The sequence below is a fragment of the Rhizobium sophorae genome (genome assembly GCF_013087515.1).
GTDB classification, from domain to species: Bacteria; Pseudomonadota; Alphaproteobacteria; order Rhizobiales; family Rhizobiaceae; genus Rhizobium; species Rhizobium sophorae.
In genome coordinates, this window is record NZ_JABFCN010000045.1 from 1 (window position 1) to 26,338 (window position 26,338).

Below are 26,338 nucleotides of genomic sequence, written 5' to 3' on the forward strand. Positions count from 1 at the left end.
CCAATGCCAATGCCAAAATAACCTTGACCAAGGCAATGCGATTAGACAACCGCTGCACAGTTTTGCGCGACATACTCTAACCTCTCATCCGCCATGCCGCGAGCCGGCTGAAGCGGGCCGTAAAGCGGCGCAGCTCGGCGGCGGCGCGATACGGCAGGACGCTCCACGGCCGGCGGCGGCCAAGCCGGTATGCCGAGAGCCCTGCCTGGATCTGGGAACAGGGATCGGCCCTTTGGCTCACCGGCAGCGGATCGACGAAGCAGGCGCAAAGACCATCATCGAACTCCAGATCGAAGGCGAGATCATAGGGCAGACGCATGGGGACAAGCACGCCGGCAATCCAGCCCGCCGCCTTGCGGTTGATCAGATAGGCGCCGGACCCCTTCTCGCGGGTCAGCGCGATGGCAAGCGAGCGCGACGCTGTCAGCGGCTCCACCTTGTGCTTTCGGCCGGAATTGACAGTCGACAGTCGCAGGATGTCCCAGCGCGCCTGGTGTTCGAGGGCGGCCTCGAGCAGTTCCGCCAGATCGTCATCGAAATCGAGATCGTCTTCCAGAATGAGCGCGAATTCGGCATGGCTGCCGAGGAAGCGCTTGGCGCATTCGACGTGGCTGAGATAACAGCCGATCTCGAAAGGGTTCGGCCGGCGGCCGTGCCGGCTGAGATAGGATGCTTCGTCAAAGCCCGGATGCGGCAGGCTCAGCCCCGCCCCGTCGATCGCCGCCACGCGCTCGAAGGCAAGGCCGAGGTTTGTCAGCAGGCGCTCCATTCGAAACCTGCGCAACGGCGCACGGTCGAGATTGATCAGGTAGGTGTTCACCCGCAGGCTGACCGGATGAAGGGCCGGCATAAGGGCGGCAGGTGCGGCGCGCATGTTCATGAGAGAGCTGACCTCGACTTGGCAATGATGGCGCCAAGCCTGCGCCCCAAACCTCACGGGGACCTCGCTGGAACTATACATTTTGGTAAAGTGCGGCGGTCGAACGGCCGGGGTGGCATTCTTACGGATTGGTATGATCCCGGCAAAGGACTCGTAAAAATTCCGCGCTACCAGCGTCATGCGGCATGCAGTGGACGCCTCCCTTCCCGCGATCGAAACGACAACCCCGCGCCTTCGATGACGACAGCGACCACTGCGTGCCGCGCCGGATGGGCCTTGGCTGAGCAATCGGCTCAGAGCCCACCACTCTTAAACCCCGACGGAGACCAACGATGAAATCAGTTACCAGACTGCTGCCACTTTTCGCCGCAGTTGCCATCGCCTGCTCGGCCGGAGCAAGCTTTGCGGCCGCCACCGTGATCAATGTTACGGAAGATGGAGAAGGCGGCGGTGCAATGTCGCTGAAGCTCGACCCACCAACGGTGAAAGCCGGCCCCGCGACCTTCGCAGTCCATAACGATGCGATGACGGAGCAGCATGAAATGCTCGTCGTCCGCCTGAAATCTCCGGACCTGCCCATTCCGCTCAACGCCGCCAAAAACCGCGTCGATGAATCGAAGCTGAAAAGCCTGGGCGAGGTTTCGGATCTGAAGCCAGGGGCCAGCGGCAGGCTGAATGCCAAGCTGGCGCCAGGCACCTACCTGCTCTTTTGCAATATGAAGGGACACTACGAAGCCGGGATGGAAGCCAGGCTGACGGTTACGCCGTAGGGCGTGCGACTGCCTTTCTGCAGGACCGCTTCCGGCCCAGTTGTGCCGGCATTAAGTAGCAAAGACCACCTAAAACGGCTTACTCATTGAATTAGACCAGAAATCCCAGCTAAACTTCCGGGAATGCCGCTGACATCGATCGCGTTAGTGGCAGCGTTGCACGTGAGCGTCAGAGTGCTTCGGTCGGAAAGCGGCAGAAGTGGTCATCTCAATGTCGTCTCATAATAGTGAATCTCCAGCAGCAAGCAGCCCATCTCTGATCTGAATGGCCCATGAAAGACCCCTGGAGGACGGCATGCGTAGGTATGAGCAGGATATGTTTCGGGGGACCTGTCGCCGACTATGAGGTCGCCTTCGAGAAGATAGACCTCTTCCCAGTAGTCATGCACGAACGGCTTTTCAGTGCGCGCGCCCGGCAGGAAACGCAGCAATCGTGTCCGGTTCCCTTCGCCCTTCACTTCGTCGAGCCGCCCCGCCAATATTTTCTGCTCGATCCCCTCCGGGTAGCCGGGAGGGACGCGCCACCCTTGTCCCATGTCCACCTGGTGGAATTCCTTGTGCTCTTTCAGTGGGAACGGCTGTGTGGTCATGCCGCCACCGCCGTATGGGCCGCAAGGTCGCCCTCGAGAGAATAGGAATCGAGCATCTGATCGACCAATCGGGTTCCCGAATGCCAGTCGCACGTTCTGTAACTGTGGGTCCTGGTGACGAAGTTCGCGCCCGCATAGAACATCTCGTATTGGGTATGCCTCGAGGCGAACTCGGAGCCGATAGCGTCCCAGGCCAGCTTGAAGAGCTTCACCCGCCCTTCGGCACTCGTGGATGGTGACTGCTGGGTCCTCTCGATCAGAGCCTTGAGTTGGGGATCGGCGAAGTCTTCGACGCTTGAGGGCAGCATGATCAGTCCGCCGCCCGCCAGTTCGCGCAGTGACGAAATCACGTCCGGATAGAGCTTCTGGGTGAGTACCTGGGCAGAGTAGAGGGTGTGCGCATCCGGGACGAAATAGGCACCGAAGTTTCGTCCCTTGACCTCCATGGCATGCACCAGCGCATCGACCATGGTGGCCTGGGCCGCCAGGACTCCGAGCGTTTCGCGCACTTGCGGGAAATTGACGATGCCGTTGGTCTCGGCGATGCGATGTGCCAGACCCAGGAGAAATCGCATCTTCACCATCAGCCGGATTTGTGCCTGATAATTCTGCAGGACATGGGCGGGCGTGGCATGAAACTGCTGCTGGCACATGCGGATATCCTGGTTGATGAAAACCCTGTCCCATGGAACCTTGACGTCATCGAAGTAAAGGATCGCATCGTTCTCGTCGAAGCGGCTGGCGAGCGGATTGTCGAAGACGCTGGTCGCCTGCTCTTCATAGGACCTGCGGGACATGATTTTGAGCCCGCGTGCATTCATCGAAATTGCAAAGGAGACCGCATAGGGTTCATCGCCCTCGGAGAGCGGCTGAATGCAGGTGACGAAAACCTCGTTGGCCATGATGCCGCCGGTCGCCAACATCTTTGCGCCGCGGATCGTCAGACCTTCTGCATCCTGGTCGACGATGCCGGCCGTCAAGGTACGGTCCTGCTGCTGGCTTGCGCTCTTCGATCGGTCGGCCTGGGGGTTGATGATCACATACGTCAGGTAAAGGTCGTTGTCGCGAGCGTATCGATAGTATTCGGCAAGTGCCTCGGCGCGTTTCGGCTCGTAGGCCTGAAAGACCTCAATGCCCATTATCATGCCCGCGAGACACGAAGCGACATGGTCCGGGGCACGGCCGAGGAAACCGCAATGCAACGTTGCCCAGGTTTCCAGTGCCCTGCGGCGCGCCACCAGCTCGGCGTAATTGCCGGGCATCTGCCAGATACGGCTTGCAGCGCCGGCGCCGTTCACCTCGTATGTCATGATCGCACGGTTCTGCTCGGCGCTTTGGAAATCGTAGAGCCGCGCCACGGACTGTATCGATTGTCGGAATGCGGGATGAACGGTGACATCATCCGCAAGCTTTCCATTGATGAACACCTGCCTGCCGTCACGCAGGGTTTCGATGTGCTCCGAACCCGTTTTCAACATGTCATCCCCCTCAATAATGTATGGCCAGTGGCCAGGACACCTCGTTATGACTTCCACTTTCCAGCGCGGCATATCTGCCCTGGCTGAACACGAGCGGCCGGCGGTCGCAAAACGATTGGAATGATGTCACTCTGCCAATGAACAGCAGATGGTCGCCGCCATCATGGGCAGCCCACGGCGCGCAGTGAAAGACTGCGGCAACTCCCGGAATGATGACGCCATGCCCGACCTTCGTCTCACAGGCGAACCCTTCCCATTTGTTGGTAAGCGGCCTGGAAAATCGGCTCGACAGATCGGCTTGGTTCTCGGACAGCACATTGATGGCGTAGCACTCCGCCTGCATCCACAGGGAAAGGCTGGCGGCCCGGCGATCGATGGAAAAAAGGATCAGCGGCGGATCGAGCGACAGCGAGTTGAACGAACTGATCGTGACGCCGAGTTTTTCAGTGCCAATCACGCTGGTGACGACGCAGACTCCGGTGGGGAACTGCCCTAACGCCTGCCTGAATGAACGCACGTCGATGACCGGTCCCATGGCCGCCCCCGATGTCGATTTGATCTATCTGATTGCCAATCACGTGATCCCAGTTTTATTTGCCAGTCTGGCCGCAAGTTGCGACCTATACCACCGCGCGCGAGCCGGGCGACCAGTCGCCGAGTGTGGGTGCTCGCAATGCGGCCAAAGTCCGAGCCAAATGCACTCCCACCGCTGCGGCGGCCTCGTCCGCTTGCGATGTACGAATGGCCTGCGCTATTGCCCGATGTTCCGCCAGCACCTCGTCAACGCGGCTGCCGACAGAGATCGCATGCACCCCCATTCGAACCTGCCTGTCGCGAAGGCTCTCATAGAAGGTCGCGAGAACAGGATTGCCCGCAGCCCTTACGATCGTCCGGTGGAAGTCTCGATCGCTTTCGATGAACGCGACACGATCGCTTCGGACTTGCTCCTGCTGGGCGATCAGCCGATCCAGCTCGTCGGCCAGGCTCGCCCCGAAACGGCTTGCCTGTTGTGCGCACCATTCCTCGACCAAGCCGCGCGCCTGCATGATCGCGTCGACCTCGATCTCGGTGATTGGCGCGATATATGCCCCCTTCTTGGGCAAAATCCGCAATAAGCCATCGGCCTCCAGCCGCAAAAACGCCTCTCTGACCGGGGTTCGCGAGACGCCGGTTTGCCGACAGACCTGCGTCTCCGTCAGGAACGTCGCCTCATTGCGCGGCAGTGTCAGCACATGCTGCTTCAGCCAGGCATAAACGACATCCTGCGCTGCATGGAGCGCGGCAGAGCCGCTGGCCGAATTATTTGTCATAGACGTGTTGTATACAAGATGCATATAACAAAGTCAAGCGCATTTCATTTTGACGATGGTTGACCGGAATGGCCGCTCAGAGCCGACTGGCGTGAACCGGATAGTGCGGGTGTCCGGGCTTTCGCTGCACTTGCTTGCTGCGATCGTTGAGGTCGATGCGTTGAAGGTCGGCGACACGCACCATGATGAGCTGTTAATGCGGTTGAAAATTGGTCCGAAGTAGTCACCGTCGGTGGTATCAAGCGCCAATGCACACACATCCTCGAACGTTCTTCGGAAAGGGAAAAACTTGGCCGAGAATGATTATGATGCGTTCGCGGCGGCTTATGATGCCGATAACGAGGTCAATGCCTGGAATGCCTATTACGAGCGGCCGGCTATTCTTGCCCTGGTTGGCGATGTCGCCGGGCTTTCGGTGCTCGATGCGGGATGCGGCGGCGGGGTGCATGCGGCAGCGCTCCTTGAGCGCGGGGCTGTTGTGACCGGGATCGACGCCAGTGCCGGCATGCTGGAGATCGCGCAACGTCGCCTGGAAGGGCGCGCGCGGCTGCTGTCGGCCGATCTCAACGAAGCACTGCCGTTTGCGGACCAAGCTTTCGATCTGATCCTTGCCTCGCTCGTCATGCATTATCTGCCCGACTGGTCGAGGCCGCTTTCGGAAATCAACCGGCTGCTGCCCGAAGGCGGACGCCTGGTTTTTTCCACCCATCATCCCTTCATGGATCACGCCTCGACCGGCCGCGACAATTATTTCGAGACCTACAGCTTCGATGAGACCTGGCAGCGCGGCGGCAAGGATATCGCCATGCGCTTCTGGCACCGGCCGCTGCATGCCATGTTCGATGCGCTCAGGTCGGCCGGATTTCAGATCGACGTCGTCAGCGAGCCCCAGCCCGACCCTCGCGCCCGCGCGCTTTTTCCGCAGGCCTATCAGAGCCTGACAACCAAGCCGCGGTTCCTGTTCTTTTCGGCGGTGAAAGCGTGACGACGGGCGTTGGGGTCTCTTGACTCTATCGGGCGTGCTGTTCCGATCTTTGTTCTGAATTGGCTGCGGCGACCGGTGTAGTTTGGACGATATCATTCGTTGTCACGTGAGCCACAATGGCCGGGAGAGCCAGCCACCGGCGATTCAACGGTTGCCGGCTTTGCTCCGGTGAATACCGATGTTTAGGCATTCGCCTCGAGTGTCCCGATGTCGCACCCCAGTCAAGTTCGGCCGGTCTTGCCTTGCCTCGCGCGGAGCCCCTCGGGCGAGCACAAAGTTCCTTGCCTGCCATTGAACTTTTATTAATATATAATATATTATAATATATATTGTTAGACGCCACGGAGCCAGCCATGCCTGTAACCGCAATATCCGAGAAACTGTCGGTCTCGCCGCAGCCAAGTATCGAGGACATCCAGTCGCTACGCGACCAAGGATTCAAGACCCTCATCAACAACCGACCGGATAACGAGGATACTTCCCAGCCGAACACGCGAGCCGAAAGACAGCAAGCGAAGCAGTGCGACCTTTCCTATGCGTTCATTCCCGTCACGGCCGACACGATCACCGAGGCGGACGTCCGTGCCTTCCAGCGGGCCGTCGATGAATCGGACGGACCCGTTCTTGCACATTGCCAGACCGGCAAGCGCTCGCTTAACCTCTATCTGATTGGAGAGGTTCTTGACGGCAGCATCTCTGGCGACAAGGTCGCCGAATTCGGACGCAGCCGCGGTTTCGACACCAGCGCGGCTGCAGCCTGGCTCAAGCAACATGCTGCCCGCAGGCCGCAGGTGAAGGGCTTCTTCGACAGGCGCACCTGGAGCGTCCAGTATGTGATTTCCGATCCGGTGACCCGCAAGTGCGCTATCGTCGATCCAGTACTCGACTTCGACGAGAAGTCCGGAGCTACGGCGACTATCAACGCGGACGCGATCCTCGACTACATCAGCGACAACGGGCTGACGGTCGAGTGGATCCTCGACACCCACCCCCATGCCGACCACTTCTCCGCCGCCCATTATCTGCACGAGAAGACCGGCGCGCAAACGGCGATCGGCGAGCGCGTCGTGGACGTGCAGAAGCTGTGGAAGGGCATCTACAACTGGCCTGAGCTTGCCACCGACGGCTCGCAATGGGACCGGCTGTTTGCCGATGGCGAAACCTTCGAGGTCGGTTCGGTCGAAGCCAAGGTGCTGTTCTCGCCGGGACACACCCTCGCCTCCATCACCTTTTTGATCGGCGACGCTGCCTTCGTGCACGACACGCTCTTCATGCCCGACAGCGGCACGGCGCGCGCCGATTTCCCCGGCGGCGACGCGCGCGTCCTGTGGAAGTCGATCCAGGAGATCCTCGCACTCCCGGACGAGACGCGGATCTTCACGGGTCACGACTACCAGCCAGAGGGTCGGGCACCTCGATGGGAAAGCACGGTGGCCGAGCAGAAGAAGTCCAACCCGCATCTTGCCGGCGTGAACGAGGAAGAGTTCGTTGCGATACGGACGAAGCGCGACAGGACGCTGCCTATGCCAAAGCTCATCCTGCATGCCCTGCAGGTGAACATCCGCGGGGGGCGCCTCCCTGAGCCGGAGGCCAACGGCAAGCGCTATCTCAAGTTTCCGCTAGATGCATTGCAGGGAGCGGCATGGGAATGACAAGCGATCTGAAGGCGATAATGAAGGCTGGGCTTTCCCCCGCCGAAATGGCCGGCCGAGCCGGAGAGGTGGCGAACCTGCTGAAGACGCTGTCACATCCCGCGCGCCTGATGATCGTCTGCACGCTGGTGGAAGGCGAGCATTCTGTCGGGGAGCTTGAAGAGAAGATCGACGTCCACCAGCCTCATCTGTCGCAGCATCTGACGGTACTGCGTGGCTCCGGGATCGTCGAAACGCGGCGCGAGGGGAAACAGATCTTCTACTGCCTGACGGAGGCGAAGGCCGCGCAACTGGTCGCCGCCCTCTATGACATCTTCTGCGTAAAGGATGACAAATGAACGCGTATTTCCCTTCATTGGTCGGGGGCATGCTGATCGGCGTGTCGGCTGTCATGCTTCTGCTCCTCAACGGCCGGATTGCCGGGATCAGCGGGATCGTCGGGCGTCTCGCGCAAGGGATCGGCTTGACGACCAATCTTGCCTTTGTGCTGGGGCTGCTGCTCGGGCCGTTTACCTACCTGCTGTTGTTCGGCGGCTGGCCGGCTGTTCAGATCACCGCCGGCTGGCCGCTGATTATCGTCGCGGGGCTGCTCGTCGGCTTCGGCTCGCGCATGGGATCGGGCTGCACCAGCGGCCACGGCGTGCTTGGGCTTGCCCGCCTGTCGCCGCGGTCGATGGTGGCGGTCGCCACGTTCCTGACGGCCGGCATTATTGCCGTCACAGTTCTGCGAGGTCTCGGACTATGAACCGGAACATGCTCCAATTCGTGGCCGCTCTCGCTTCGGGTATCGTCTTCGGCTTCGGCCTGTCGCTGTCCGGCATGCTGAACCCGGTCCGGGTCCAAAACTTCCTCGACGTGTTCGGCGCCTGGGATCCGAGCCTTGCCTTCGTTCTCGGCGGCGCGATCGTTGTCGCGTTCATCGGCGTCCACATCATGAAACGGATGAAGCGTCCCGCCTTCGACGACAGCTTCCACGTGCCGACGAACCGTCGGATCGATGCTCCGCTGGTCGTCGGTTCGGCCTTGTTCGGCCTGGGCTGGGGGATCGGTGGCTTCTGTCCCGGTCCGGCAGTCGCATCCCTATCGCTCGGCCTCCCCCAGACGTTCCTCTTCGTCATCGCCATGCTGGTCGGGATGACCTTGTTTGACAGAGTATGGAGCAGGCGGGCGTGAACACCTCCATTTTGGCGGCAGTTGGTTCCGGCGGAATCGTCGGCTTCATGCTCGGCCTGCTCGGCGGCGGCGGGTCCATCCTGGCGACGCCGCTACTCCTCTACGTGGTTGGCGTGACCCAGCCGCATATCGCGATCGGAACGGGTGCGCTTGCGGTCTCGGTGAATGCCTTTGCGAACTTCGCAAGCCACTCGATCAAGGGGCACGTCTGGTGGCGCTGCGCAGCCGTCTTCTCCGCGCTCGGCGTCATCGGCGCCCTCGGCGGTTCCAGCCTCGGCAAGGCGATGGATGGAGACAGCCTGATATTCCTGTTCGGCGTCCTGATGGCGGTCGTCGGCGCTCTGATGCTGAAACCTGGGAAGGCAGTGACGGTAGAGTGCCGTCCGGTCGACCTCAGGATGTGCCTCGCCACCGCCGCCGTGGCACTCGCCGCCGGCGCTGCATCGGGCTTCTTCGGCATCGGCGGAGGCTTCCTGATCGTTCCCGGCCTCATGCTGGCGACGGGCATGCCGATGATCAACGCGATCGGCACATCTCTCCTCTCCGTCGGTGCGTTCGGACTGGCGACGGCCTTGAACTATGCCAGTTCAGGCCTGGTGGACTGGTGGCTTGCCGCCGAATTCATCGGCGGCGGCATCGTCGGCGGCGTGCTCGGCATGTTGCTCGCCACCCGGCTCAGCGCCTACAAGAACATCCTCAACCGCCTGTTCGCAGCGCTCATCTTCGTGGTCGCGGGTTACATCCTGTATCGGACTGGGGGAGGTTAATGGCTGGCTGGACGCGCAGTGCTGCCGGCTATAGGTCGACGCCAAGCCCTGCCGCGGAGCACTTAGTTGTCTGATATCCGCTGATCTCGTCGAAAAAATGCGGTCCTTCGGCATCCCATGGCTAGATTCTCATCGTGTGCAGCATCTCGCTGCCGCCCTCCGGAATAGCCCGTCTCTGCTGTCAGTCAGCGCAGCTTGGCTGGTCGGGGATAAAGACGAAGCAATTCGGCGGTTGCGAGAGGCGATAGAGCGCAGACCTGCCGCCAAAGAGCATTTCAGTACTTGGGCAATCAACAATGGTGTTGCGCTCTGACCGGATCTGGACACGTGGCCGTCTCTTTGGGAACCCTGACATGGGGCTAAGTGACAGGCGGACCCCGTCATTTCTTTTCCTGCCAATATCTTTGCCAGAGGTCGAGCCTCGGCTTCAGCGGATCTGCTCCGAACGTCACGCCGTGATTGGTGAAGTCCATGACCCTGTCGGCGAACGGGTCGTGGTGAGGCCATTTTGGCCGTGAGCCGCTATTGGGGTCACCCCTCCTTGCAAATTCGAGCCAGTATTCGCTTGCCAATGTGGCCATGGCCCAGTCGGCCGGTGTCACCTTGTCTTTCACCAGTGCGTCTGGAATGCCCAGCGTATACGGAATTTCGAAGCCGTGCGGAGTGCCTTTCCACATCGGATCATTGCGTAAGGCCTCGGCGACATAGGAGAAACGATACCACCACGTCGGCTGACCAGCGCGGACCAATTCGTCAGCGAGGTGGCGAGACGGTTCAACGAGCGTCTTGTCGGCCAGAACCTGCTGCTTCAGCTCATCGAGCGTCTGTTGACCGCTGGGATCGTAGAGGCTGCGGGCTTCGGCTGCATGATTGCCGAAGAGCGCGAAGAGATCGTCTTTCGTCGTGGCCTGACCAAGACCGAGATCTCGATTATTTGCCCCGACGATGACCGGAACCGGCGCCTGACGGCCCGCCGCAAAAGCCGCTTCCGGCGTTTCGAGCAAAAACCGTCCGTCAATAATCGCACCTGAGATGCCGAGGACCGGCTCGCCCGTCGACATTCCCTCCAGCACCTCTTGTGCCGACGCACCTTCGGTCAGCTTTTCCGCAGGCAGCGCCCGAAGGGCCGCCAGAGCCTCGGCATCGCTACCATCGATCCCCAGGGAAGCCGCATAGTCCAACGCGGTTTTCTCTGCTTCCTTCAAAGGCGACAAAGGCGTGCTCTCGGCACGCGCGGTCGGCAGACCCGGCGACTGTAGAATGGCGCCGCGGAAAAGCCCGCGTGACAGTGGCGATATCATGTGCGCCATCACCGAGCCGCCACCGGCCGACTCTCCGAAGATCGTCACTTTCTTCGGATCGCCGCCGAAGGCATCGATATTCTGCTGGACCCATTTCAGGGCGGCCAGCTGATCCATGTAACCATAATTGCCGACGGGCTCGTCAGGGGCTTCCTTCATCAGTGCAGGATGGGCAAAGTAACCCAGCCGGCCCACGCGGTAGTTCATGCTGACGAACACAACCTTCCGGGCGGCGAGATGGCCACCGGGATATTGCGGGGTGTTTCCATGGGCAAGAGCGCCGCCATAAATCCAGACCATCACCGGCAGCGGCGTGCGGAGACGCTTGACGGGTGTCCAGACATTGAGGGTCAAACAATCCTCTGACTTCGGCAGGTCGTCGGTCTGCATGCAGGACGGACCGAAATCGCGGGCATCCTTGATACCGCTCCATGTCTCCGCTGGTCTCGGATTACGCCATCTCAGATCACCAACCGGCGGTGCCGCATAGGGTATGCCTTTGAAGCTGACGACCGTGCCCGACCTCTCACCCTTCAGCATTCCGCTGTCGATCGCAACGGTGTCGTCTGCCGCACCCGATCGTGGCGCGAACGTCACCTGACACGATGCGACGGCCAAAAAGAGCAGAAACGTGCGACTGCCGTCCACAAACACTGCACTCTCCAACGCCAAGTTGAGACAGTTTGGGAGCAAAATACTCCCGTAGAGCGGCAACGGAAAGGGCGTCAGACGTCGGCCAGAGTCTGCTATTGCTCCACGCCAAGTTTCGGCCCGATCCGCTGGGAGTTGGGCGAAAACGCATCCCCAACCTCCGTCATCCCAGGCCTTGAGCCTGGGATCCATGTCCCTGCCGATGGAGGCCGGCGTGGATCCTCGGGTCAGGCCCGAGGAAGACGGAGGGTGGGTTGAGCTCTGCGGCAAGAACCGCGATGGTGGACGGCCGTATTTCGCCGGACCTCGGCCGCCGCTCCGCCTGATGGCTCATGACCGGATTGGCGAGGATGTGATCAGGTTGATCTACGTTCCGGCTTGATCTCGCGACGCGCCGGATGAAAATCCCAGCGCTGCTTCCGGCCGGATTACGGCAAGCGTCGCCGGCGACCTGCCGGCGTCAGTCGCGCGATATGGACAGCCCCGTGAGAAGCGGAGCGTAGGCGGCGAGCCTGCCGGATACGAACTCCGTGAAGAGCCGCACGCGCTTGGTCTTGCGTGTCTCCCCCTGTGTGAGGAGCCAGAGCGTTCCGTACATGTGCAGGTCGGTGCCCGGCACCCTCACCAGGTGGGGATCGGCATCTCCGACGAAGCACGGCAGTGTCGTGATCCCGAGCCCTTGCCGTACAGCAACGATCTGCGCCTCGCCGTCCGTGGTCCTGAACGGAACCCCCGTGGTGCGAACCTCGCCGTCGCGGACCCAATCCGGGATGCCATGAATGCTTATGACGATCCACCGGATGGGATCCGGCGCGCCCGCACGCCACGCTGCCAGCAGATCGCGGGACATGTAGATACCGCCGAATATATCCGATCCCTTCAGGCCGTGAAGATTGAGCGGCAGGGTCTTGCGGTCGTAGACGACGCGGATCGCGACGTCAGCCTCTCGGTTGGTCAGATTCGCCAGCTCGCCGGACGACACGATTTCCATCTCGATATCAGGATGCAGACGCGCGAAATCGGCGAAGTCCGGCATCAGCAGGTGTGTCGCAAGGGTCGGTGCCAACGTCACCCGCAGCAGACCGCGCACGCTCTGGTCGCGGCCGAAGACGCGCGTCTCCAGCTGGTGCGACGACGCTTCCATCTGCTCCGCGAGCTGGAGGACCTCCTCGCCCGCAGCCGTCAGGCGGTAGCCCGAAGGCAGCTTTTCGAACATCTGCGCCCCGAGGCGTTCCTCGAGCTGGGCGATGCGTCGCAGCACCGTCGCGTGGTTCACCCCGAGGCGCTTGGCGGCAGCCCGCAATGAGCCTCCACGCGCGGCGGCAAGAAAGTAGCGAACGTCGTCCCAGTCGATCATGGTGCATTCCCGCGCCGCGCGGTGCGGCTTCCGAAGCCCGTTCTAGCACACTGAGCCGCACCGTGCGCGAGTGTTGCGGCACTTCATCATCCGGATGGATCGTTTTTGCACCACCCATGTGCGTGATTGCGCACTCACCGCCCGACTTCGCCGAACCCATATCGGAGTTCTCGGGGGGACCTCCCCGTACAGCCGAAAACATGTGACGGCGAAACCAAGGACGCATGACATGAACAGACTGAATGGAAAGACCGCCGTGATCACCGGCGGCGCTACCGGCATCGGCCGCGCAGCAGCCAAGCGCTTCATCGACGAGGGCGCCTTCGTCTTCATCTTCGGCCGCCGGCAGGAGGCGCTTGACGCCGCTGTGGCGGACCTCGGGCCCAACGCGCGGGCGGTGAAGGGCACGGTCTCGGACGAGGCCGACCTTGATCGCCTCTACGACGCGGTGAAGGCAGAGCGCGGAACGCTCGACATCGTCTTCGCCAATGCCGGGGCGGGAAGCCCGCTTCCGCTCGGCAAAATCACCGCCGAGCACATCGACGAGACCTTCGACACCAATGTGAAGGGCACGATCTTCACGGTCCAGAAGGCGCTGCCGCTGATGGGCTCAGGCGGTTCGATCATCCTGACCGGCTCGAGCGCCGGCACCACGGGCGCTCCGGGATTTACCGCCTACAGCGCAAGCAAGGCAGCAGTGCGCAATCTCGCGCGGACCTGGGCAGAGGACCTGAAGGGCACCGGCATCCGGGTCAACGTGCTGTCACCCGGGGCGACGGCGACCGAACTCGCGAAGGAGGCGCTGGGTGAGGAAGGCCAGAAGGCCTACGGGGCGATGACGCCACTCCAGCGTATGGCCGATCCGGCTGAGATCGGGGCGGTGGCCGCCTTTCTCGCGTCGTCGGACAGCAGCTTCATGACCGCCAGCGAGGTCGCCGTCGACGGCGGCCTGGCGCAACTCTGAACCCCGGCGCGATCCCGCGCCTGACGAACACAACGAAGGATAGAACATCATGAAAAAACTTGAAAGCAAGATAGCAGTCATCACGGGCGGAAGCAGCGGGATCGGATTGGCCACCGCCAAGCGCTTCGTGGAGGAAGGTGCGCAGGTCGTGATCATTGGGCGACGCGAGAAGGCCCTACAAGAGGCCGCAGCCCTTATCGGGAAAAACGTGACAACAGTCGTGGGCGACGTCTCGCGCTTGGAAGATCTGGACCGGCTCTACGCCACCGTGAAGGAGAAACATGGTCACATCGACATTCTCTTCGCAAACGCGGGCGCAGGTACGGTCGCGCCGCTCGCGGCAGCGACTGAGGCCCACTTTGATCAGACCTTCGATGTGAACGTGAAGGGTCTGTTCTTTACGGTGCAGAAGGCCCTTCCCATCTTCAAAGACGGCGGATCGATCATTCTGAACTCTTCGGTCTCGAATGTGATGGGGCTGCCAGCGTTCAGCGCCTACGCAGCAAGCAAGGCGGCTGTTCGCAGCTTCTCGCGGTCTTGGACCCAAGAGCTGAAGGACCGCAATATCCGCGTCAATACGATGAGCCCCGGCGCGATCGAGACTCCCGCCTTGGCGACAACGACCGGCCTCACCGCTGAGCAAGCCGAGGAGGCGGTCGCCCAGTTTGCTGCACAGATCCCAATGGGTCGCAGGGGCAAGCCAGAGGAAATCGCGGCTGCGCTCACGTTCCTCGCCTCCGATGAAAGCTCCTACATCACCGGTATAGATCTCGCCGTCGATGGTGGTTGGGCGCAGGTCTGACCCAACGTCAACACAGGATCGGAGAAGCATTATGAGCTACTCAATTATAGGATTCGGCCATATCGGCCAGGCGCTTGCCAAGGCCTTTGCCCGAAACGGCATCGAAGTTTCCGTTGCAACCACGCGCGACCCGGAAAGCTTTGCATCCGATGCGGCTGCGATCGGCCCTACGATCATTCCCAAAACACTGGCGGAAGCCGTCAAGGCGGACATCATCTTTTTGGCTGTGCGTTTCGAGTCGCACCCGGAGGTCGCGAAGGCGCTTCCCACCTGGCAGGGGAAGACAATCGTCGATGTGACCAATGCCTACGGCGTGCCCCCGGAGGAACTGGAAGGACAGCCGTCTTCCCGGTTCATCGCACAGGCGTTTTCCGGTGCGAAACTGGTCAAGGGCTTCAACCATTTGGGTGCGGCCGTCCTTGACCAGGATCCCGCAGTGCATGGCGGTAGGAGAGTTGTGTTCCTGTCGAGCGACGATGACGCTGCCGCAGCGCAGATCGGTACACTCGCGGAAAATCTCGGTTTCTCGCCGATCAAACTTGGCGCGCTTTCGGAAGGCGGGCTGCTGGTCCAGGCGCGCGGAAAGAGCTGGGGTCATCTGATCTTCAAGGACCTGGTCAAGTTCGACTGATGAAGACCACCTGCCCACCGGCAGCGCCACGCTGCACGGATCGGATCGAGCGCGATCCGATCCAAGCGAAATGGAGAAATAATGATGAGCACCGAAAAGAACATCCAGACCGTGAAGGACTTCTTCGCCGCGATCGGCAGCAGTGACAGGGAGGCTCTGCTGGCGCTGGTCGCCGAAGACATCGAGTGGATCATTCCGGGCAAGGACTGGCCGCTGGCCGGAACGCACCGCGGACACGCGGGACTTGCGAATTTGCTTGAGACTGCATCCAAGTCGATCGAAACGTCCACGGAGCCCCGGGAGTTCATAGCGCAAGGAGACCGGGTCCTGGTCGTCGGCTTCGCGAAGGGAAAGATCAAGGCCACGAACAAGACGTTCGAGGACGACTGGGTCTTCGCCATCACGGTCCGGGACGGCAGACTGACCAACATCCGGGAATACGTCGACACGCAAGCACTGGCGCGCGCCGCGCAGATGGGCGCGTCAGGGCCGGCGTAGATGGGCGCGTCCGGGCCGCCGTAGTGCTGGGCGACCGCGGCCCGCGCTCGTCGAATGCTCAACCGTAAAGGAGATTCCAATGTACGACCAATCCAAGCTATCCGAATTGATCCGGTTCGCACGGATCGATGCGGGCTCCACCGTCATCGACGTTTACCCGGGCGACGGTGACTGGACCCGCCTGTTCTCCGACGTCGTGGGACCCGACGGACGGGTCACCAGCTTCGTGCCGGCCGAAGTCGCTCACTTCAAGAACGATCCGGTCGGCCGCATGCGAACGCTGGCGATGGAACCGGGCCGCGCGAATGTCGAAGCCGTCTCTGCGGACCTCGTGGCGATGCCGGAGGTCACGCAAACAGCGGATGTCCTGTGGCTGCATCTGTTTTACCACGATCTCCACACCGCCCTGATCCAGGCCAGGGGCGCGACCGCCGCCGCCTTCAATCGAGCCGTCTACGAGCGGCTGAAGCCCGGCGGGTCCTACGTCATCGTCGACCACGCCGCCGCCGTCGGGGCGGGCACGAGCGATGCGCAGTCGCTGCATCGGATTGAGCCTGCATCCGTTCGCGAGGAGGTGGAGGCGGCCGGCTTCGTACTGGACGCGGAAAGCACCGTGCTCGCGAACAAGGACGATTCGCACTCGATCAAGGTCTTCGATCCCTCGATCAAGGGAGAGACCGATCGCTTCGCCTATCGATTTTTGAAGATCTAGCACTGAGCCATTCGCCAACGATGAGGTCGGCTCTCGTACGGGAGGCGGCTTCTGGTGGTTCATCTTCGAAAGTGGACGAAATGTTCCAATCCGTTGTCACCCATTGACGTGAACAGGTTTCACCCCAATACGGTCAGGCCAGCCAGACGACAACAGGAGTGTAATCGTGAGCGAACCGACCGTAGCAGATGCAACAAACCGCATTTATGAGTCGCTCCAGGCGGACAACGCCGACATCGACGCGCATATCGCGGCCCTCAAGGCAGCGTTGACGCAAGCGGGTTTGAAAGAGGCCGTATTCGACCCGGCCAGGCTCGTGCAGAATAACCGTTCTGGCAGGAAGCGGATGGAGGCCTACTTTCGGCAGCGCGGTGTCATGGTGAAATTCTCAGCCTCGTGAAGCCTTCCTATGAAGGCAGACGGCTGTAATCACACATGTCACAGCATGCCCCCTCGCCCCGCTCCCGCCCGTGTCTCCAGGCCGCTGCTGATGGAGGCCGGCGTGGATCCTCGGGTCAAGCCCGAGGACGACGAAGGGTGGGGTGAGCTCTGCGGCAAGGACAGCGATGGCGGATGGGATGTCGGCGAATTTCGCGTCCGTCGCTCCGTCATCATCAACCGGCCCTCGCCCCTTGCAGCGCCGTCAATCCCCTGCGCAGCGGGTGGAATTCCGACTGGCGGCAAGCGGGGATCGGTGGTGTCTTACTTTACTGCCGAAAAGGCGGTCGGTGACAGCAGCTGGCTAGAGATATTGGCGAGGATTTGCCCGTCGCGCTCTGACTCGTCGCGGGCCTCAAGCCATGCAGGATCAGTGGTGAAGGCTTTCCATTTCACCTCGCGATCGGCTAGCGATTCCCAGGCGATGAGATAGGTGAGACGCTGGCTGCTTTCGCCCACGATTGTGGTGAAGAAACCCGCCTGCTTGATGCCGTGCTTGTCCCATATTGCCAGCGTATGTTCGGCAAAGCGGTTGAGCAGCGCGGGCAATCGGCCGGGCAGGCACTCGTAAATTCTGAGCTCGTAGATCACAGTCTTGCTTCCTTAGGTCCCTTGAGAACGACATGTGTTTGGCACTTGCTCCCCTGCGCCCACAATGTCCTCAAAACTTGCAGCAACGTCAATTTCACGGTGGATCCGTCAATATCCCTATTAGAACAAGCCCTGCAGGTATGTGCGAACCGCCAATCTTCTGTCAATCCGATCGCCTGTGTTTAGGCGTGGCAATTTTGACCCCCGGCTTGAGCCACTCCATCACCCACCCCTCGCCCCCCGCAGCGCCGTCAATCCCCTGCGCAGCCACAGCAATTGCTGCGGCGGCATCTGGCGCAAATGGTCGTAATCCATCACCGTCACATTATAGACCGTGCTCCTGACCTGCGGTCCATCGGGGCAGCGCAGCAGGATGCCCTGCAGCGCCATCATGCGGTTGCTGGCTTTGCGGGCGCGGTCGGCGAAGGTTTCGGTCTGCTCGCCTTCATGGCCTTTGACTGAGAATAGCGATTGCGCCCTCGGGCTCGGGGCCGGGATGCCTGTGGTCTTGTGGTAGCGGGCGATCGCCTCGGCATAGTCGTCGCCGGCTTGGCGCTGCTCGGCGGTGATCAAGCCGTCGAGGAACATGCGGCCGAGGGTGTAACCGGCAAAGGGGCTCTTGACCGTCTCGTCGGCAACCGCCCGGCCGAAGCCGTGGATGCGCCGGCGGGCTGATATCGCGACGCTGATATTGTCCTTCTCGGTTTCGAAGGGCTTGATCTTGCCGCAGGGAAAACGCTCGACATTTTCCTTGCGCGGCCGGCCGGCGCCCTTGTTTGCCCGTCCTGTCTTCACCTTGGTGGCTTTGCCGCCCATGCTGATCGTCCTTCTATCGAATGATGCCGTTTCTGAGTGCCGCGGCGACCAGCGCCGTTTCCTTGAAGACGCCGAGCTTCATCTTGGCGTTGGCAATGTGCGTATTCACGGTGATCGGCGAGATGCCGAGAATGGTGCCGATCTCGGAGGCGGTCTTGCCCTCCGCCATCCAGCGGATCACTTCGGTTTCGCGTGGGGTCACTGGGCTCATGGCTCCGCAGGCCCATCGATGGACGGCACGCGCGGCATCGTCACATGCGCGCCCGACAGGGTCACCCGCGTCACGCGGTCGGGGTGGCGGATCGGCTGGACGGGCGGGCCCGCCTTCGGCTGCGGATGCCAGGTGTCCTGCCTGGAAGGGAACCTGTCGCGGTTGCGGTGCGCCATGTTGATGACGGTGTTCTTCTTCGAGCCGAAGAGGTTGGCGATTTCTCTGGCCGACAGCCCTTCCCGCCAAAGCTTTTCCGCCTTGACGATCTTGTCTTCCGTCCAAAAGGTGATGGTCACTTGGCTGCCTCCTGTGCGTCCCGCGCGGCGCGGGCGATGATCGGGTTGTCGGGAAACATGCGGGCGAGTTCCCGCTTGGCGTTGTGGCTGCCATTGGCCGCATCGCGCAGCAGCTGCATCTTGTAGGCCGGCACTTTCGGCCGCGGCACCTCGGGCTCGGCTTCCAGGCGCGGCCGGCGCTCGGCCTCGATCGCCGCCTGCTGCTGCCGGCACTCCTCGGCAAAGCTGGCACTGCTCGGGGCAAAGGCGCGGTTATGGTCCCTGACCTGGCCGGAGATGAAGCGTTTGGCGGCCCGCCAGACCGCCTCTGCCGGAAGGCCCTCGACGGCGACGAGATAGGCGCGGATCTGCATGTCGGGATCAGTGCCTGCGGATGCCGGGAAGCCAGAAAGCATCCCCGAAATGATCTTCACCAGAGGGGAAATCTCGTGCGGCATCCACTGCTGTCCTTCTCATGCTGCTGTTGATCGACCCGGCCTCCCTCGCCTTCTCCTTGAGGTACCAGTCGCATTTGATCGCCTGCCAGCCGCGGAAGATCTGCATCTCGGCGGCGCCGACCGGATCGCCGGTCATCAGATATTCCCTGGCCTGCATCCGGGCTGCATAAGCCGTCAGCGGCTTCTTCAGCGTGCGCTTGCGATGCTCGATGATTGCCGCCGCCAACTCCTCGCCCAGCACCGGGCGGAGGATCTCCATGATCTCCTCACTCACCATGTCCTTAGCCATGCGGTGTCCCTTTCCCGCTCGCGGCCGCCACGGCCGCATGAATGGTTGGCCTCAAACCCCCGGCCTCCGTCGCCCGTCGAGCAAAATTGACCGGGGCGCCGGGCCTCGCGGGAAGGCGGGGAAATCCCCGGATCTTTGAGCCGGCATGGTTCTGCTGGGCGGTGTCGCCCTTTTCTGCACTTCGAAGCCGGTGGATCTCGATTTCCACCGAGGGCTCCGACGTCCCAAGGAGGGCGGCGATCTCGATGTAGTCCCGGCCGGTGCGGAAGAGTTCGAGCGCGTTCATGTGGGCACCTTGCTGCGCCGGGGCGGCGTTGACCTGGAAGCTCATCGCTTGATCCTTCTTTCCGATTTCGAACGCAGCCCGCCGTTCCCGCCGAAGCGGGTGCTGGCCATATGCTTCATTTTCAAATTCGTGGATGACGACCGGAGCCGGCTTTGGAAACAAGGGCTCCGGTCGTCTGCGAGGCCGCCGCCTGGGTGGGCGCGACAGAGCCGCGCCCGCTCGGCGCGACAGAGTCGCGTCCGAGATGCTGGCGTCGCCGAGGGAGGGCGACGACGCCAGCCACCGATAGCCGTCAGGGAGGGGCTGGGCTATCGGGATTGGGGATCGGCAGAGCGCCGGGCGGGATCATCGGTTCCCGCATCTCTTCCGGGCGCGTCGGCCGACCGCAATTCTCGCAGTGGCGCTCGATCACTTCGGCAATCGACAGCGCCTTTGCGCAGATCGGGCAGCCGGTGTAGCGGGCGACTGTTGCGGAGGCGATGGTCATAGCGATTCCACCTCCCGGTTGACGTTCAGCACCTGCTGCAGGGCCTTGGCGAGGAAGGGAATATCCTCGTTGCGAACTGGGATCACGGAGATCCGCCCTCCCCTTGGGCCTTGCGGCCGGTGAATGACGACGCCGGTCGGCATGACGTCCATGGCGAGCTTCTCTTCGCTTGAGATGGTGAACCTCATGCCATGGTCTCCCCAGCCGCGGAACGTGGCCCGTTGTTGATGATGTTAGTGTTTGTCATGGCGATTAGGGTACAATTAATACCCGTAATGTCAAGCACATTAGGGCATGACATGTACCTTAATTTAGGGTATTTTTTATATCATGTTGAAAGATCAGGAACAATTTGAGCGCGAAGAACGCGCAAAGCGGCTGGTCATGGCCCGAAAGAATGCCGGCTTTGCCGGGCCGAAGGCGATCGTCGATCGGTTCGGCTGGAACGCCAATGTCTACAAGGCGCATGAATCCGGCCGCAACGGTTTCGGCATTGCCGACGCGAAGAAATATGCCCGCGCTTTCAAGGTCGATCTCAACTGGCTGCAGTTCGGCGCCGGCACCGCGCTCGATCCGGATGAGCTGCCGGCCTCGGTCGCCGACGTGCCAAAAATCTCCTGGGTCAGCGCCGGGCAGCTGAGCGAGCAGGCGCCGATCACCGATTTTTCGGAATTCCCGACGGTCGCCGCCCTCGACCTGCCCGATGGCGAATGGATCGCGCTCGAGGTCGAGGGCAATTCGATGAACAAGATCTCGCCGCCGGGCTCTATCATTTTCGTCAATCTGCGCGACAAGCGCCTGGCCCCGAACGCGCTCTATGTCGTCGCCGACGAAACCGGGGCCGCAACCTACAAGCGCTATCGCCCGAACGACGACCCGCCCTTCCAGCCGGCTTCCTACGAAGACCTGCCGCCGCCGGAATTCCAGGGCGCCGTCACCATCGTCGGCCGCGTCCGCCGGTCGATCATCGAGATGTAGGGGCTCGGAATTAATGCCGCGAACCAACCATATTTCAATAGAGAAAACAGGATGATCCGCCCCTCCTCACGCGCCGGCAGAATCTGGTTCTATGTCGTCACACTAGCGGTGTTGCTCCTGGCCTACAGTGCCGCGCGCGAGATCTACGGCCTGTAGGATTTCGCTCCGAAACTCGCCGATCCCCAGCTGGGATTACGAGGGGTATCGAGGCGATCCATCCTTTGAAACCAAAAATTGTGGAAGCTTCGGATGCCGTTTGCGCACCACCCTCTCACTGCCGCCAGGATGGAACGAATGGCGGCGGGGAACATGTCCTTCGGCAGCTTATCCTCCCTGGACCTAAAAAATTCGGTGAGGCCTCCGGACCTGCCTCGATCACCTCGGCGGTGATTTCGATTTCATGCGCATGGCCGGCCTCCTTTTTTGCTTTCATCATCTACTTCAACTTCAGTTCTCTATCCTCTCTCTTAGGCTTGGGAGGAGAAGCTCCTGAAGGCTGGTGAGGGAGGGTTCCGGCCAAAGCTTCCCCCTACCCCATGAGCAAAGCCCATGAAGCCGGGAGAGCATTGGCCAGGTCCTGAAGGCCGGAGCCGGGATGGGACACGTGCCAGAGGGGCCATTCGCTTCGCCCTCGTCCTGATTTTCTGACAGCGCACTTAAGGACTTTCGCTTCCCGCGCCGCTGGGCTTCGTCAGCTCGGGAGTTGCACCCGGTCGCCCAATCACTGGCCCCAGACATAGACCTACGATTCGTACCTCGTCAATCCTTGAGGTATTTTTTATACCTTTTACGATTGACGCAATAGGGTATGATATATACCTTTCTCTCACAAGCCGATCAGAGGCGCGAGAGGACAGGCGATGCAGCACATCCGCAAGATCGAGACCGAGGAGAGCAAGCGGGATGCCCGCTGGAATGCGGCGCGCACGATGGGCGACTGCCGCGCCTATATGGCCAACGAAGCCCAGCGCATGGGCGCCCTCGGCTTTGCCTTCCTGCGCCGTCCCGAACATTCGATCCGCGGTCCGTCCTGGCTGCGCGGTGCGGTGGCTTCCGTCGAGGAACATTACCGCTATGCCCGCGAGATCATGGGCATCGCCAACAATGATCAATTCTACGCCTGAGGGGAACGGAGATGCCTGCCGCCAACCTTACACTCGGTTCAACCGAGAGCCCTTCCCTTCCAGCCGCCCGACAGGCCGGAACAGCCGAAAAGATCCGCGCCAAAGCCCGCTTCACCGCCGGGGCACCCGATCTCCTGCAGGCGCTGATGGAGGCCGAACGCTTCTTCGACGGCAGCAAAGATCACGGCTGCCCGCTTCACCGGAAGATCCTCGCCGCCATCGACACGGTGAAAGGTGGCGCAACATGAGCGATTGCCTGATCAAGGCCTTTTCCGGCTGCGCCTGCCCGCCCGGCGAATGCGCGAAAAAGCCGGTCGTCCCGGCGCCGGTTACCTTCGTCTCATGGCGGATCCAGGCCATCGCCTGCCTCGCCTTCGGCTTCCTCGCGGCGATCGTCTCGGCCGCCTGGATGGAGACGCAGTTCAAAACCCGGGATCTGCGAAACCAGGAGCAGGTATCATGGAAGTGAGCCAGGGTTGTTGCCAACACCACCGGTCAGGAGCTGAACTTGATGTCGCTCGCCTTGGCTGCCGTGATGAATGCGCGGCGCACCTGCTCCGGCCCGGCCGCATCATTGAACACATCAAGCACAAGCCGCTCGGCCACCTTCGCCGCCGGCGTCTGCTCGGGCCAGTCGTTCAGCAAAGTGTTGCCGGCCTGAACGACATTATAGACCGTCCTCGTCTTGCCATTGATGGTGATCTTCACCGGCTTGAACCTTCGTCGCCTGCTCATGACGCTGCCCCCTCACGCTGGACACGCGACTCAACGAATCACTGCGGGACTCGTTCCGGTTGATTCGAATGCGGGGACCACCGCACTCGATTCATGCGACGCCAATGCACCGCTCCTGTTCAGCCGCACCTCGATTATAACTTTTCTGCAGAAAAATTATATCCGGAGAGACCGGCTTTCGGCCGATTCTAAGTGATGCCGATACACCCTTGGAAATTCCCCCTCTTGAGTTCGTCGGCGTCAATGTCGGCATGGTTTCATCAGCAGGGCGAAGCCGATAGCCTGTCGGCTCTGTCAGTCCCGGAGATCGAGAAGGGAATGCGGAGCCTTCACCGCCGCGGCGGGATCGAGAGGGCAAAGCGCCTTTCGGCATGGCTGGACGTCATCACCGAGAGTTTCGGGGATCGGATCTTGCCGATGGATACCGTTGTCGCACGCATCGTCGGCGCCCTCAAAGACGAAGCCGAAAGCCAGTGCCGCCATCCCGGCCTGCGCGATCTCATCATCGCGGCGACCGCACGCGCCTATGACCTCACCGTCATTACGGAAAACCTGCGGCCTTTCCAGCCACTGGATGTCGCTGTCGATCTTCCCGCCGCGTTCCGGTCGGAATGATCGCTACCTCATTTTTGAATAGCGATTAGCGCCCGCAAGGCGGACAATCATATCGTCGGTATTTCGTGAAATGGAAAAATTCGGGAAACATGAGCAACCCTGATTTTCGGAAATGATGACCGAGGGTTACAGCTGGTCGGAGTGGAGTGATTCGAACACTCGACCCCCACGTCCCGAACGTGGTGCGCTACCAGACTGCGCTACACTCCGTGACCAGCGGCGCTTCTATAGAACAGCCTATCTGGTTGCACAAGCACCAAATTCCAAAAAGCCGGCGGAAATTTTGACGGGGTTGTGACGGGTTTGGGATCACGCGGCTGCAGCAAAAAGCCACACCTGCCGCAAATCGAACGGAAGTCTCAAAGGGGCAATTTTCTTTTGCCAGGTTCCGCGCTAAAGGGCAGACGGGACAGGCGAAACCGCTGTGACGGCGGCTTCGCAGCCAATGCGCTTGAGATCAGGGACGACACGATGAATTTCCGCACCATGACCGCGGCCGGGCTTGCAATTGCGCTTGCCGGATGCACGACCATACCTTCCGCCGGCAATCCGATCGAGGCCCGCTGGGTCGGCAAATCGGCCGGTATCTTCTTTGCCGCCTACGGGCCGCCGATCAGCGACCGTGAGGAAGGCTCGAGCACCATCTACACCTGGCGCGGCGGCTACAAGACCGTGCGCATCCCGGCGAAATATGCCGAAGGCGCCGATGGCAAGCGCGGCAAGCAGATCGCGTCGGCCCGCACCGCCTATCTGCGCTGCCAGGCCGAAATCACCACCAGCTCCGATTACACGATCCGCGACATCCGCACCGTCGCCGACATCCCTGGCGTCAATGGCCCGTCCTATTGCGCAGAGTTCCTGGCGCCCGAACAGAAGTAACGGACGGTTTGTCCGAAGTGCAGAACAGGCGGCCCGGGTGCCGCCTGTTTTCATTCGCGGCCGCTGCTTCCCCTCAAGCCGGCTTCTGCACGAAGAGCACATTCCGCCAGACCTGCCGTTGCAGCGAATGGCCCATCGACTCCCCGCTCCGAATATCCCGACAGCCCGCAGCCGGATCCGGCGCAAAAAGGGGGCTTGTCGCATTCAGCCCTCCGGCGTATCTATTGCCCGTCGCGAAAAGCGGCTGCCTCCCTTGATCCGCTCAGTGGCGGAGTAAACAGGTGGACGAATGGTCGTCCAGGTGGTCGAGCACACGCCATTCATGCCTTTGCAGCATGGATCGGCCAGCACCTCCCAGAAACCAAACGCCTGATCAGCTCAGGCCTCATCGTGAGTCCATTGGCGCTCAAACGGCGCTCGTGCGCTTGCGTCGACCGGAACGCGCCATGACCAGATCCCTTATCGTCATCTTCACCGCCATTGTCCTCGATGCTGTCGGCATCGGCCTGATCTTCCCGATCCTGCCTTCGCTGCTGCGAGATATCACCCATGCCGAAAACGTCGCAGCCTATATCGGCACGCTGACCGCGCTCTACGCGGTCATGCAGTTCATTTTCGCACCGGTGCTCGGCGCCCTCAGCGACCGGATCGGCCGCCGGCCGGTGCTGTTGATTTCGCTCGCCGGCGCCGCCGTCAATTATCTGTTCCTCGCCTTTGCGGCCAATCTTCCGATGCTGTTTCTCGGCCGCGCCATCGCCGGCCTGACAAGTGCCAATGTGTCGGTGGCGACCGCCTATATCACCGACATTTCGCCCGAGGAGAAGCGCGCCCGCCGCTTTGGGCTTTTCAACGCCATGTTCGGCCTCGGCTTCATCATCGGCCCGGTCGCCGGCGGCGTCCTCGGTGATCATTGGCTGCGGCTGCCCTTCATTGCGGCCGCCCTGCTCAATGGCTTAAACCTGCTGCTCGCCTTCTTCGTCCTGCCGGAATCGCGCCCCGGCAGCCGGGAGAAGATCGCGCTTTCGGCGCTCAATCCGCTGAAGCCGCTGCACGCGGTGCTGGAGGTCAAAAGCCTGCTGCCTGTCGTCATCCTCTTCTTCATCTTCAGCGCCACCGGCGAGGCCTACGGCACCTGCTGGGCGCTCTGGGGAAGCGACGCCTTCCATTGGAGCGGGCTTTCGATCGGCCTTTCGCTCGGCGCCTTCGGCATCTGCCAGACACTTACCCAGGCCTTCCTTCCGGGACCGGCGGTCAAATTGCTCGGCGAACGCGGGGCAATCCTGACCGGCATCGCCGGCGCCTCGATCGCGCTGACCGTCATGGCCTTTGCCGGCCAGGGCTGGATGATCTTCTCGATCATGCCGGTCTTCACGCTCGGCGGCATCGGCGTACCAGCGCTGCAGTCGCTCGCCACCCGGCAGGTGGAGGCGAGCCGGCAGGGCCAGTTCCAGGGCGTGCTCGCCTCGGCCGTCAGCCTCGCCTCGATCGTCGCGCCGCTTGGTTTTTCCAGCGTCTATTTCCTCGTCCGCCAGGCATGGCCGGGCGCGATCTGGCTCTCGGTCGTCGCCGTCTACGCGCTAGCCGTGCCGCTCATTCTTGCTCTCAGGCTGAAGAAGCCGGAACCGGTGGGCTGAA

General features: G+C 61.5%; 35 protein-coding genes, 1 tRNA gene and 3 pseudogenes. 21 read left to right on the forward strand and 18 right to left on the reverse strand.

Going from position 1 to position 26,338, the window contains the following annotated elements; genetic code table 11:
- Positions 1 to 76: 76 nt before the first annotated feature.
- Complete coding sequence (locus G9X64_RS22770) at positions 77 to 880, reverse strand: glycosyltransferase family 25 protein (RefSeq protein WP_168313404.1); 804 nt, start codon at positions 878 to 880, stop codon at positions 77 to 79.
- A 332-nt stretch (positions 881 to 1,212) separates the two neighbouring features.
- Here G9X64_RS22770 and G9X64_RS22775 point away from each other — a divergent pair, with 332 nt between their 5' ends.
- Positions 1,213 to 1,650, forward strand: a complete 438-nt coding sequence (locus G9X64_RS22775; RefSeq protein WP_168313403.1) for a copper resistance protein — start codon at positions 1,213 to 1,215, stop codon at positions 1,648 to 1,650.
- A 203-nt stretch (positions 1,651 to 1,853) separates the two neighbouring features.
- Here the strand turns inward: G9X64_RS22775 and G9X64_RS22780 are convergent, their stop codons facing one another.
- The 4 genes from G9X64_RS22780 to G9X64_RS22795 form a co-directional block, all read right to left on the reverse strand.
- On the reverse strand, positions 1,854 to 2,240 hold the full coding sequence (locus tag G9X64_RS22780; RefSeq protein ID WP_064248025.1) for a cupin domain-containing protein: 387 nt from the start codon (positions 2,238 to 2,240) through the stop codon (positions 1,854 to 1,856).
- A complete protein-coding gene (locus tag G9X64_RS22785; protein ID WP_171377418.1) occupies positions 2,237 to 3,718 on the reverse strand; it encodes a 4-hydroxyphenylacetate 3-hydroxylase family protein in 1,482 nt (493 codons plus the stop codon). The genes G9X64_RS22780 and G9X64_RS22785 overlap by 4 nt, the downstream gene beginning before the upstream one ends.
- A gap of 10 nt (positions 3,719 to 3,728) precedes the next feature.
- Positions 3,729 to 4,253: a flavin reductase family protein gene (locus G9X64_RS22790; RefSeq protein ID WP_171377419.1), complete on the reverse strand. Its 525-nt coding sequence runs from the start codon at positions 4,251 to 4,253 to the stop codon at positions 3,729 to 3,731.
- An 85-nt stretch (positions 4,254 to 4,338) separates the two neighbouring features.
- Positions 4,339 to 5,028: a GntR family transcriptional regulator gene (locus G9X64_RS22795; RefSeq protein WP_171377420.1), complete on the reverse strand. Its 690-nt coding sequence runs from the start codon at positions 5,026 to 5,028 to the stop codon at positions 4,339 to 4,341.
- A gap of 289 nt (positions 5,029 to 5,317) precedes the next feature.
- Here G9X64_RS22795 and G9X64_RS22800 point away from each other — a divergent pair, with 289 nt between their 5' ends.
- The 6 genes from G9X64_RS22800 to G9X64_RS22825 all read left to right on the forward strand — a co-directional run bounded on the left by G9X64_RS22800 (position 5,318) and on the right by G9X64_RS22825 (position 9,605).
- Positions 5,318 to 6,013, forward strand: a complete 696-nt coding sequence (locus tag G9X64_RS22800) for a class I SAM-dependent methyltransferase (RefSeq protein ID WP_171377421.1) — start codon at positions 5,318 to 5,320, stop codon at positions 6,011 to 6,013.
- Between the two features lie 353 nt (positions 6,014 to 6,366).
- Positions 6,367 to 7,665 carry a bifunctional sulfur transferase/dioxygenase Blh gene (blh, locus tag G9X64_RS22805; protein WP_168313398.1) on the forward strand — a complete coding sequence of 433 codons (1,299 nt, stop codon included), beginning with the start codon at positions 6,367 to 6,369 and terminating at the stop codon, positions 7,663 to 7,665.
- Positions 7,656 to 8,003 carry a sulfite-sensing transcriptional repressor BigR gene (bigR, locus tag G9X64_RS22810; protein WP_171377422.1) on the forward strand — a complete coding sequence of 116 codons (348 nt, stop codon included), beginning with the start codon at positions 7,656 to 7,658 and terminating at the stop codon, positions 8,001 to 8,003. The genes blh and bigR overlap by 10 nt, the downstream gene beginning before the upstream one ends.
- Positions 8,000 to 8,410, forward strand: a complete 411-nt coding sequence (locus G9X64_RS22815) for a YeeE/YedE family protein (protein ID WP_168313396.1) — start codon at positions 8,000 to 8,002, stop codon at positions 8,408 to 8,410. The genes bigR and G9X64_RS22815 overlap by 4 nt, the downstream gene beginning before the upstream one ends.
- Positions 8,407 to 8,838, forward strand: a complete 432-nt coding sequence (locus G9X64_RS22820) for a YeeE/YedE family protein (protein ID WP_168313395.1) — start codon at positions 8,407 to 8,409, stop codon at positions 8,836 to 8,838. Before G9X64_RS22815 ends, G9X64_RS22820 begins: the two co-directional genes overlap by 4 nt.
- Positions 8,835 to 9,605 carry a sulfite exporter TauE/SafE family protein gene (locus G9X64_RS22825; RefSeq protein ID WP_376766408.1) on the forward strand — a complete coding sequence of 257 codons (771 nt, stop codon included), beginning with the start codon at positions 8,835 to 8,837 and terminating at the stop codon, positions 9,603 to 9,605. Before G9X64_RS22820 ends, G9X64_RS22825 begins: the two co-directional genes overlap by 4 nt.
- A 380-nt stretch (positions 9,606 to 9,985) precedes the next feature.
- On the opposite strand, the gene G9X64_RS22830 is transcribed toward G9X64_RS22825, so the two are convergent.
- Entirely contained in the window at positions 9,986 to 11,560 is a 1,575-nt protein-coding gene (locus G9X64_RS22830; RefSeq protein WP_168313393.1) for a carboxylesterase/lipase family protein, read from the reverse strand.
- 280 nt (positions 11,561 to 11,840) lie between these two features.
- On the opposite strand from G9X64_RS22830, the pseudogene G9X64_RS22835 reads away from it, so the two are divergent.
- A pseudogene (locus G9X64_RS22835) lies at positions 11,841 to 11,939 on the forward strand (dihydrofolate reductase family protein); the annotation flags it as partial.
- Positions 11,940 to 12,017: 78 nt separating this feature from the next.
- Here G9X64_RS22835 and G9X64_RS22840 read toward each other — a convergent pair.
- Positions 12,018 to 12,914, reverse strand: a complete 897-nt coding sequence (locus G9X64_RS22840) for a LysR family transcriptional regulator (RefSeq protein WP_130725443.1) — start codon at positions 12,912 to 12,914, stop codon at positions 12,018 to 12,020.
- A 229-nt stretch (positions 12,915 to 13,143) separates the two neighbouring features.
- On the opposite strand from G9X64_RS22840, the gene G9X64_RS22845 reads away from it, so the two are divergent.
- From G9X64_RS22845 to G9X64_RS22870, 6 genes are all read left to right on the forward strand, one after another.
- Positions 13,144 to 13,878: an SDR family NAD(P)-dependent oxidoreductase gene (locus G9X64_RS22845; protein WP_168313392.1), complete on the forward strand. Its 735-nt coding sequence runs from the start codon at positions 13,144 to 13,146 to the stop codon at positions 13,876 to 13,878.
- 49 nt (positions 13,879 to 13,927) lie between these two features.
- On the forward strand, positions 13,928 to 14,680 hold the full coding sequence (locus G9X64_RS22850; protein ID WP_168313391.1) for an SDR family NAD(P)-dependent oxidoreductase: 753 nt from the start codon (positions 13,928 to 13,930) through the stop codon (positions 14,678 to 14,680).
- Positions 14,681 to 14,711: 31 nt separating this feature from the next.
- The gene (locus tag G9X64_RS22855; RefSeq protein WP_246271009.1) at positions 14,712 to 15,311 is read left to right on the forward strand and encodes an NADPH-dependent F420 reductase; all 600 of its coding nucleotides are present in this window, start codon (positions 14,712 to 14,714) and stop codon (positions 15,309 to 15,311) included.
- Positions 15,312 to 15,395: 84 nt separating this feature from the next.
- Positions 15,396 to 15,809, forward strand: coding sequence for a nuclear transport factor 2 family protein (locus G9X64_RS22860; protein ID WP_168313411.1), 414 nt, complete (start codon positions 15,396 to 15,398; stop codon positions 15,807 to 15,809).
- A gap of 79 nt (positions 15,810 to 15,888) precedes the next feature.
- Complete coding sequence (locus G9X64_RS22865) at positions 15,889 to 16,521, forward strand: class I SAM-dependent methyltransferase (RefSeq protein ID WP_168315591.1); 633 nt, start codon at positions 15,889 to 15,891, stop codon at positions 16,519 to 16,521.
- A 163-nt stretch (positions 16,522 to 16,684) separates the two neighbouring features.
- Positions 16,685 to 16,921, forward strand: coding sequence for a hypothetical protein (locus tag G9X64_RS22870; RefSeq protein WP_171377515.1), 237 nt, complete (start codon positions 16,685 to 16,687; stop codon positions 16,919 to 16,921).
- Positions 16,922 to 17,223: 302 nt separating this feature from the next.
- On the opposite strand, the gene G9X64_RS22875 is transcribed toward G9X64_RS22870, so the two are convergent.
- The 9 genes and pseudogenes from G9X64_RS22875 to G9X64_RS22915 all read right to left on the reverse strand — a co-directional run bounded on the left by G9X64_RS22875 (position 17,224) and on the right by G9X64_RS22915 (position 20,560).
- Positions 17,224 to 17,550 (reverse strand): NIPSNAP family protein, encoded by a 327-nt coding sequence (locus G9X64_RS22875; RefSeq protein WP_130708771.1) that lies wholly within the window; start codon positions 17,548 to 17,550, stop codon positions 17,224 to 17,226.
- Positions 17,551 to 17,772: 222 nt separating this feature from the next.
- On the reverse strand, positions 17,773 to 18,366 hold the full coding sequence (locus G9X64_RS22880) for a hypothetical protein (RefSeq protein ID WP_168313387.1): 594 nt from the start codon (positions 18,364 to 18,366) through the stop codon (positions 17,773 to 17,775).
- A 13-nt stretch (positions 18,367 to 18,379) separates the two neighbouring features.
- Entirely contained in the window at positions 18,380 to 18,577 is a 198-nt protein-coding gene (locus G9X64_RS22885) for a helix-turn-helix transcriptional regulator (RefSeq protein ID WP_065279129.1), read from the reverse strand.
- Positions 18,574 to 18,873, reverse strand: coding sequence for a GcrA family cell cycle regulator (locus tag G9X64_RS22890; RefSeq protein ID WP_168313386.1), 300 nt, complete (start codon positions 18,871 to 18,873; stop codon positions 18,574 to 18,576). The genes G9X64_RS22885 and G9X64_RS22890 overlap by 4 nt, the downstream gene beginning before the upstream one ends.
- On the reverse strand, positions 18,870 to 19,268 hold the full coding sequence (locus tag G9X64_RS22895; protein WP_168313410.1) for a hypothetical protein: 399 nt from the start codon (positions 19,266 to 19,268) through the stop codon (positions 18,870 to 18,872). The genes G9X64_RS22890 and G9X64_RS22895 overlap by 4 nt, the downstream gene beginning before the upstream one ends.
- A complete protein-coding gene (locus G9X64_RS22900) occupies positions 19,234 to 19,599 on the reverse strand; it encodes a hypothetical protein (protein WP_131645800.1) in 366 nt (121 codons plus the stop codon). Before G9X64_RS22900 ends, G9X64_RS22895 begins: the two co-directional genes overlap by 35 nt.
- A 51-nt stretch (positions 19,600 to 19,650) precedes the next feature.
- A pseudogene (locus G9X64_RS22905) lies at positions 19,651 to 19,930 on the reverse strand (sigma-70 family RNA polymerase sigma factor).
- 247 nt (positions 19,931 to 20,177) lie between these two features.
- Positions 20,178 to 20,372, reverse strand: coding sequence for a molybdopterin-binding domain-containing protein (locus G9X64_RS22910; RefSeq protein ID WP_171377424.1), 195 nt, complete (start codon positions 20,370 to 20,372; stop codon positions 20,178 to 20,180).
- Positions 20,369 to 20,560: a hypothetical protein gene (locus G9X64_RS22915; RefSeq protein ID WP_171377425.1), complete on the reverse strand. Its 192-nt coding sequence runs from the start codon at positions 20,558 to 20,560 to the stop codon at positions 20,369 to 20,371. The genes G9X64_RS22910 and G9X64_RS22915 overlap by 4 nt, the downstream gene beginning before the upstream one ends.
- Before the next feature lie 142 nt (positions 20,561 to 20,702).
- Between G9X64_RS22915 and G9X64_RS22920 the strand changes: the two genes are divergently transcribed.
- The 4 genes from G9X64_RS22920 to G9X64_RS22935 all read left to right on the forward strand — a co-directional run bounded on the left by G9X64_RS22920 (position 20,703) and on the right by G9X64_RS22935 (position 22,943).
- Positions 20,703 to 21,350 (forward strand): S24 family peptidase, encoded by a 648-nt coding sequence (locus G9X64_RS22920; protein WP_171377426.1) that lies wholly within the window; start codon positions 20,703 to 20,705, stop codon positions 21,348 to 21,350.
- A gap of 860 nt (positions 21,351 to 22,210) precedes the next feature.
- A complete protein-coding gene (locus G9X64_RS22925; protein WP_171377427.1) occupies positions 22,211 to 22,474 on the forward strand; it encodes a hypothetical protein in 264 nt (87 codons plus the stop codon).
- Between the two features lie 11 nt (positions 22,475 to 22,485).
- Entirely contained in the window at positions 22,486 to 22,722 is a 237-nt protein-coding gene (locus tag G9X64_RS22930) for a hypothetical protein (protein WP_171377428.1), read from the forward strand.
- Entirely contained in the window at positions 22,719 to 22,943 is a 225-nt protein-coding gene (locus tag G9X64_RS22935) for a hypothetical protein (protein ID WP_168315582.1), read from the forward strand. Before G9X64_RS22930 ends, G9X64_RS22935 begins: the two co-directional genes overlap by 4 nt.
- A gap of 26 nt (positions 22,944 to 22,969) precedes the next feature.
- Here the strand turns inward: G9X64_RS22935 and G9X64_RS22940 are convergent, their stop codons facing one another.
- Complete coding sequence (locus G9X64_RS22940; RefSeq protein WP_130666756.1) at positions 22,970 to 23,209, reverse strand: DUF982 domain-containing protein; 240 nt, start codon at positions 23,207 to 23,209, stop codon at positions 22,970 to 22,972.
- 234 nt (positions 23,210 to 23,443) lie between these two features.
- On the opposite strand from G9X64_RS22940, the pseudogene G9X64_RS22945 reads away from it, so the two are divergent.
- Positions 23,444 to 23,824, forward strand: a pseudogene (locus G9X64_RS22945) (PIN domain-containing protein); the annotation flags it as partial.
- A gap of 133 nt (positions 23,825 to 23,957) precedes the next feature.
- Here G9X64_RS22945 and G9X64_RS22950 read toward each other — a convergent pair.
- Positions 23,958 to 24,034, reverse strand: a tRNA-Pro gene (locus G9X64_RS22950).
- A gap of 261 nt (positions 24,035 to 24,295) precedes the next feature.
- Between G9X64_RS22950 and G9X64_RS22955 the strand changes: the two genes are divergently transcribed.
- Together G9X64_RS22955 and G9X64_RS22960 are read left to right on the forward strand one after the other, a co-directional pair.
- The gene (locus G9X64_RS22955; protein WP_168313548.1) at positions 24,296 to 24,703 is read left to right on the forward strand and encodes a hypothetical protein; all 408 of its coding nucleotides are present in this window, start codon (positions 24,296 to 24,298) and stop codon (positions 24,701 to 24,703) included.
- A gap of 446 nt (positions 24,704 to 25,149) precedes the next feature.
- Positions 25,150 to 26,337 (forward strand): TCR/Tet family MFS transporter, encoded by a 1,188-nt coding sequence (locus G9X64_RS22960; RefSeq protein ID WP_168313547.1) that lies wholly within the window; start codon positions 25,150 to 25,152, stop codon positions 26,335 to 26,337.
- The last annotated feature ends 1 nt before the right edge of the window (position 26,338 follow it).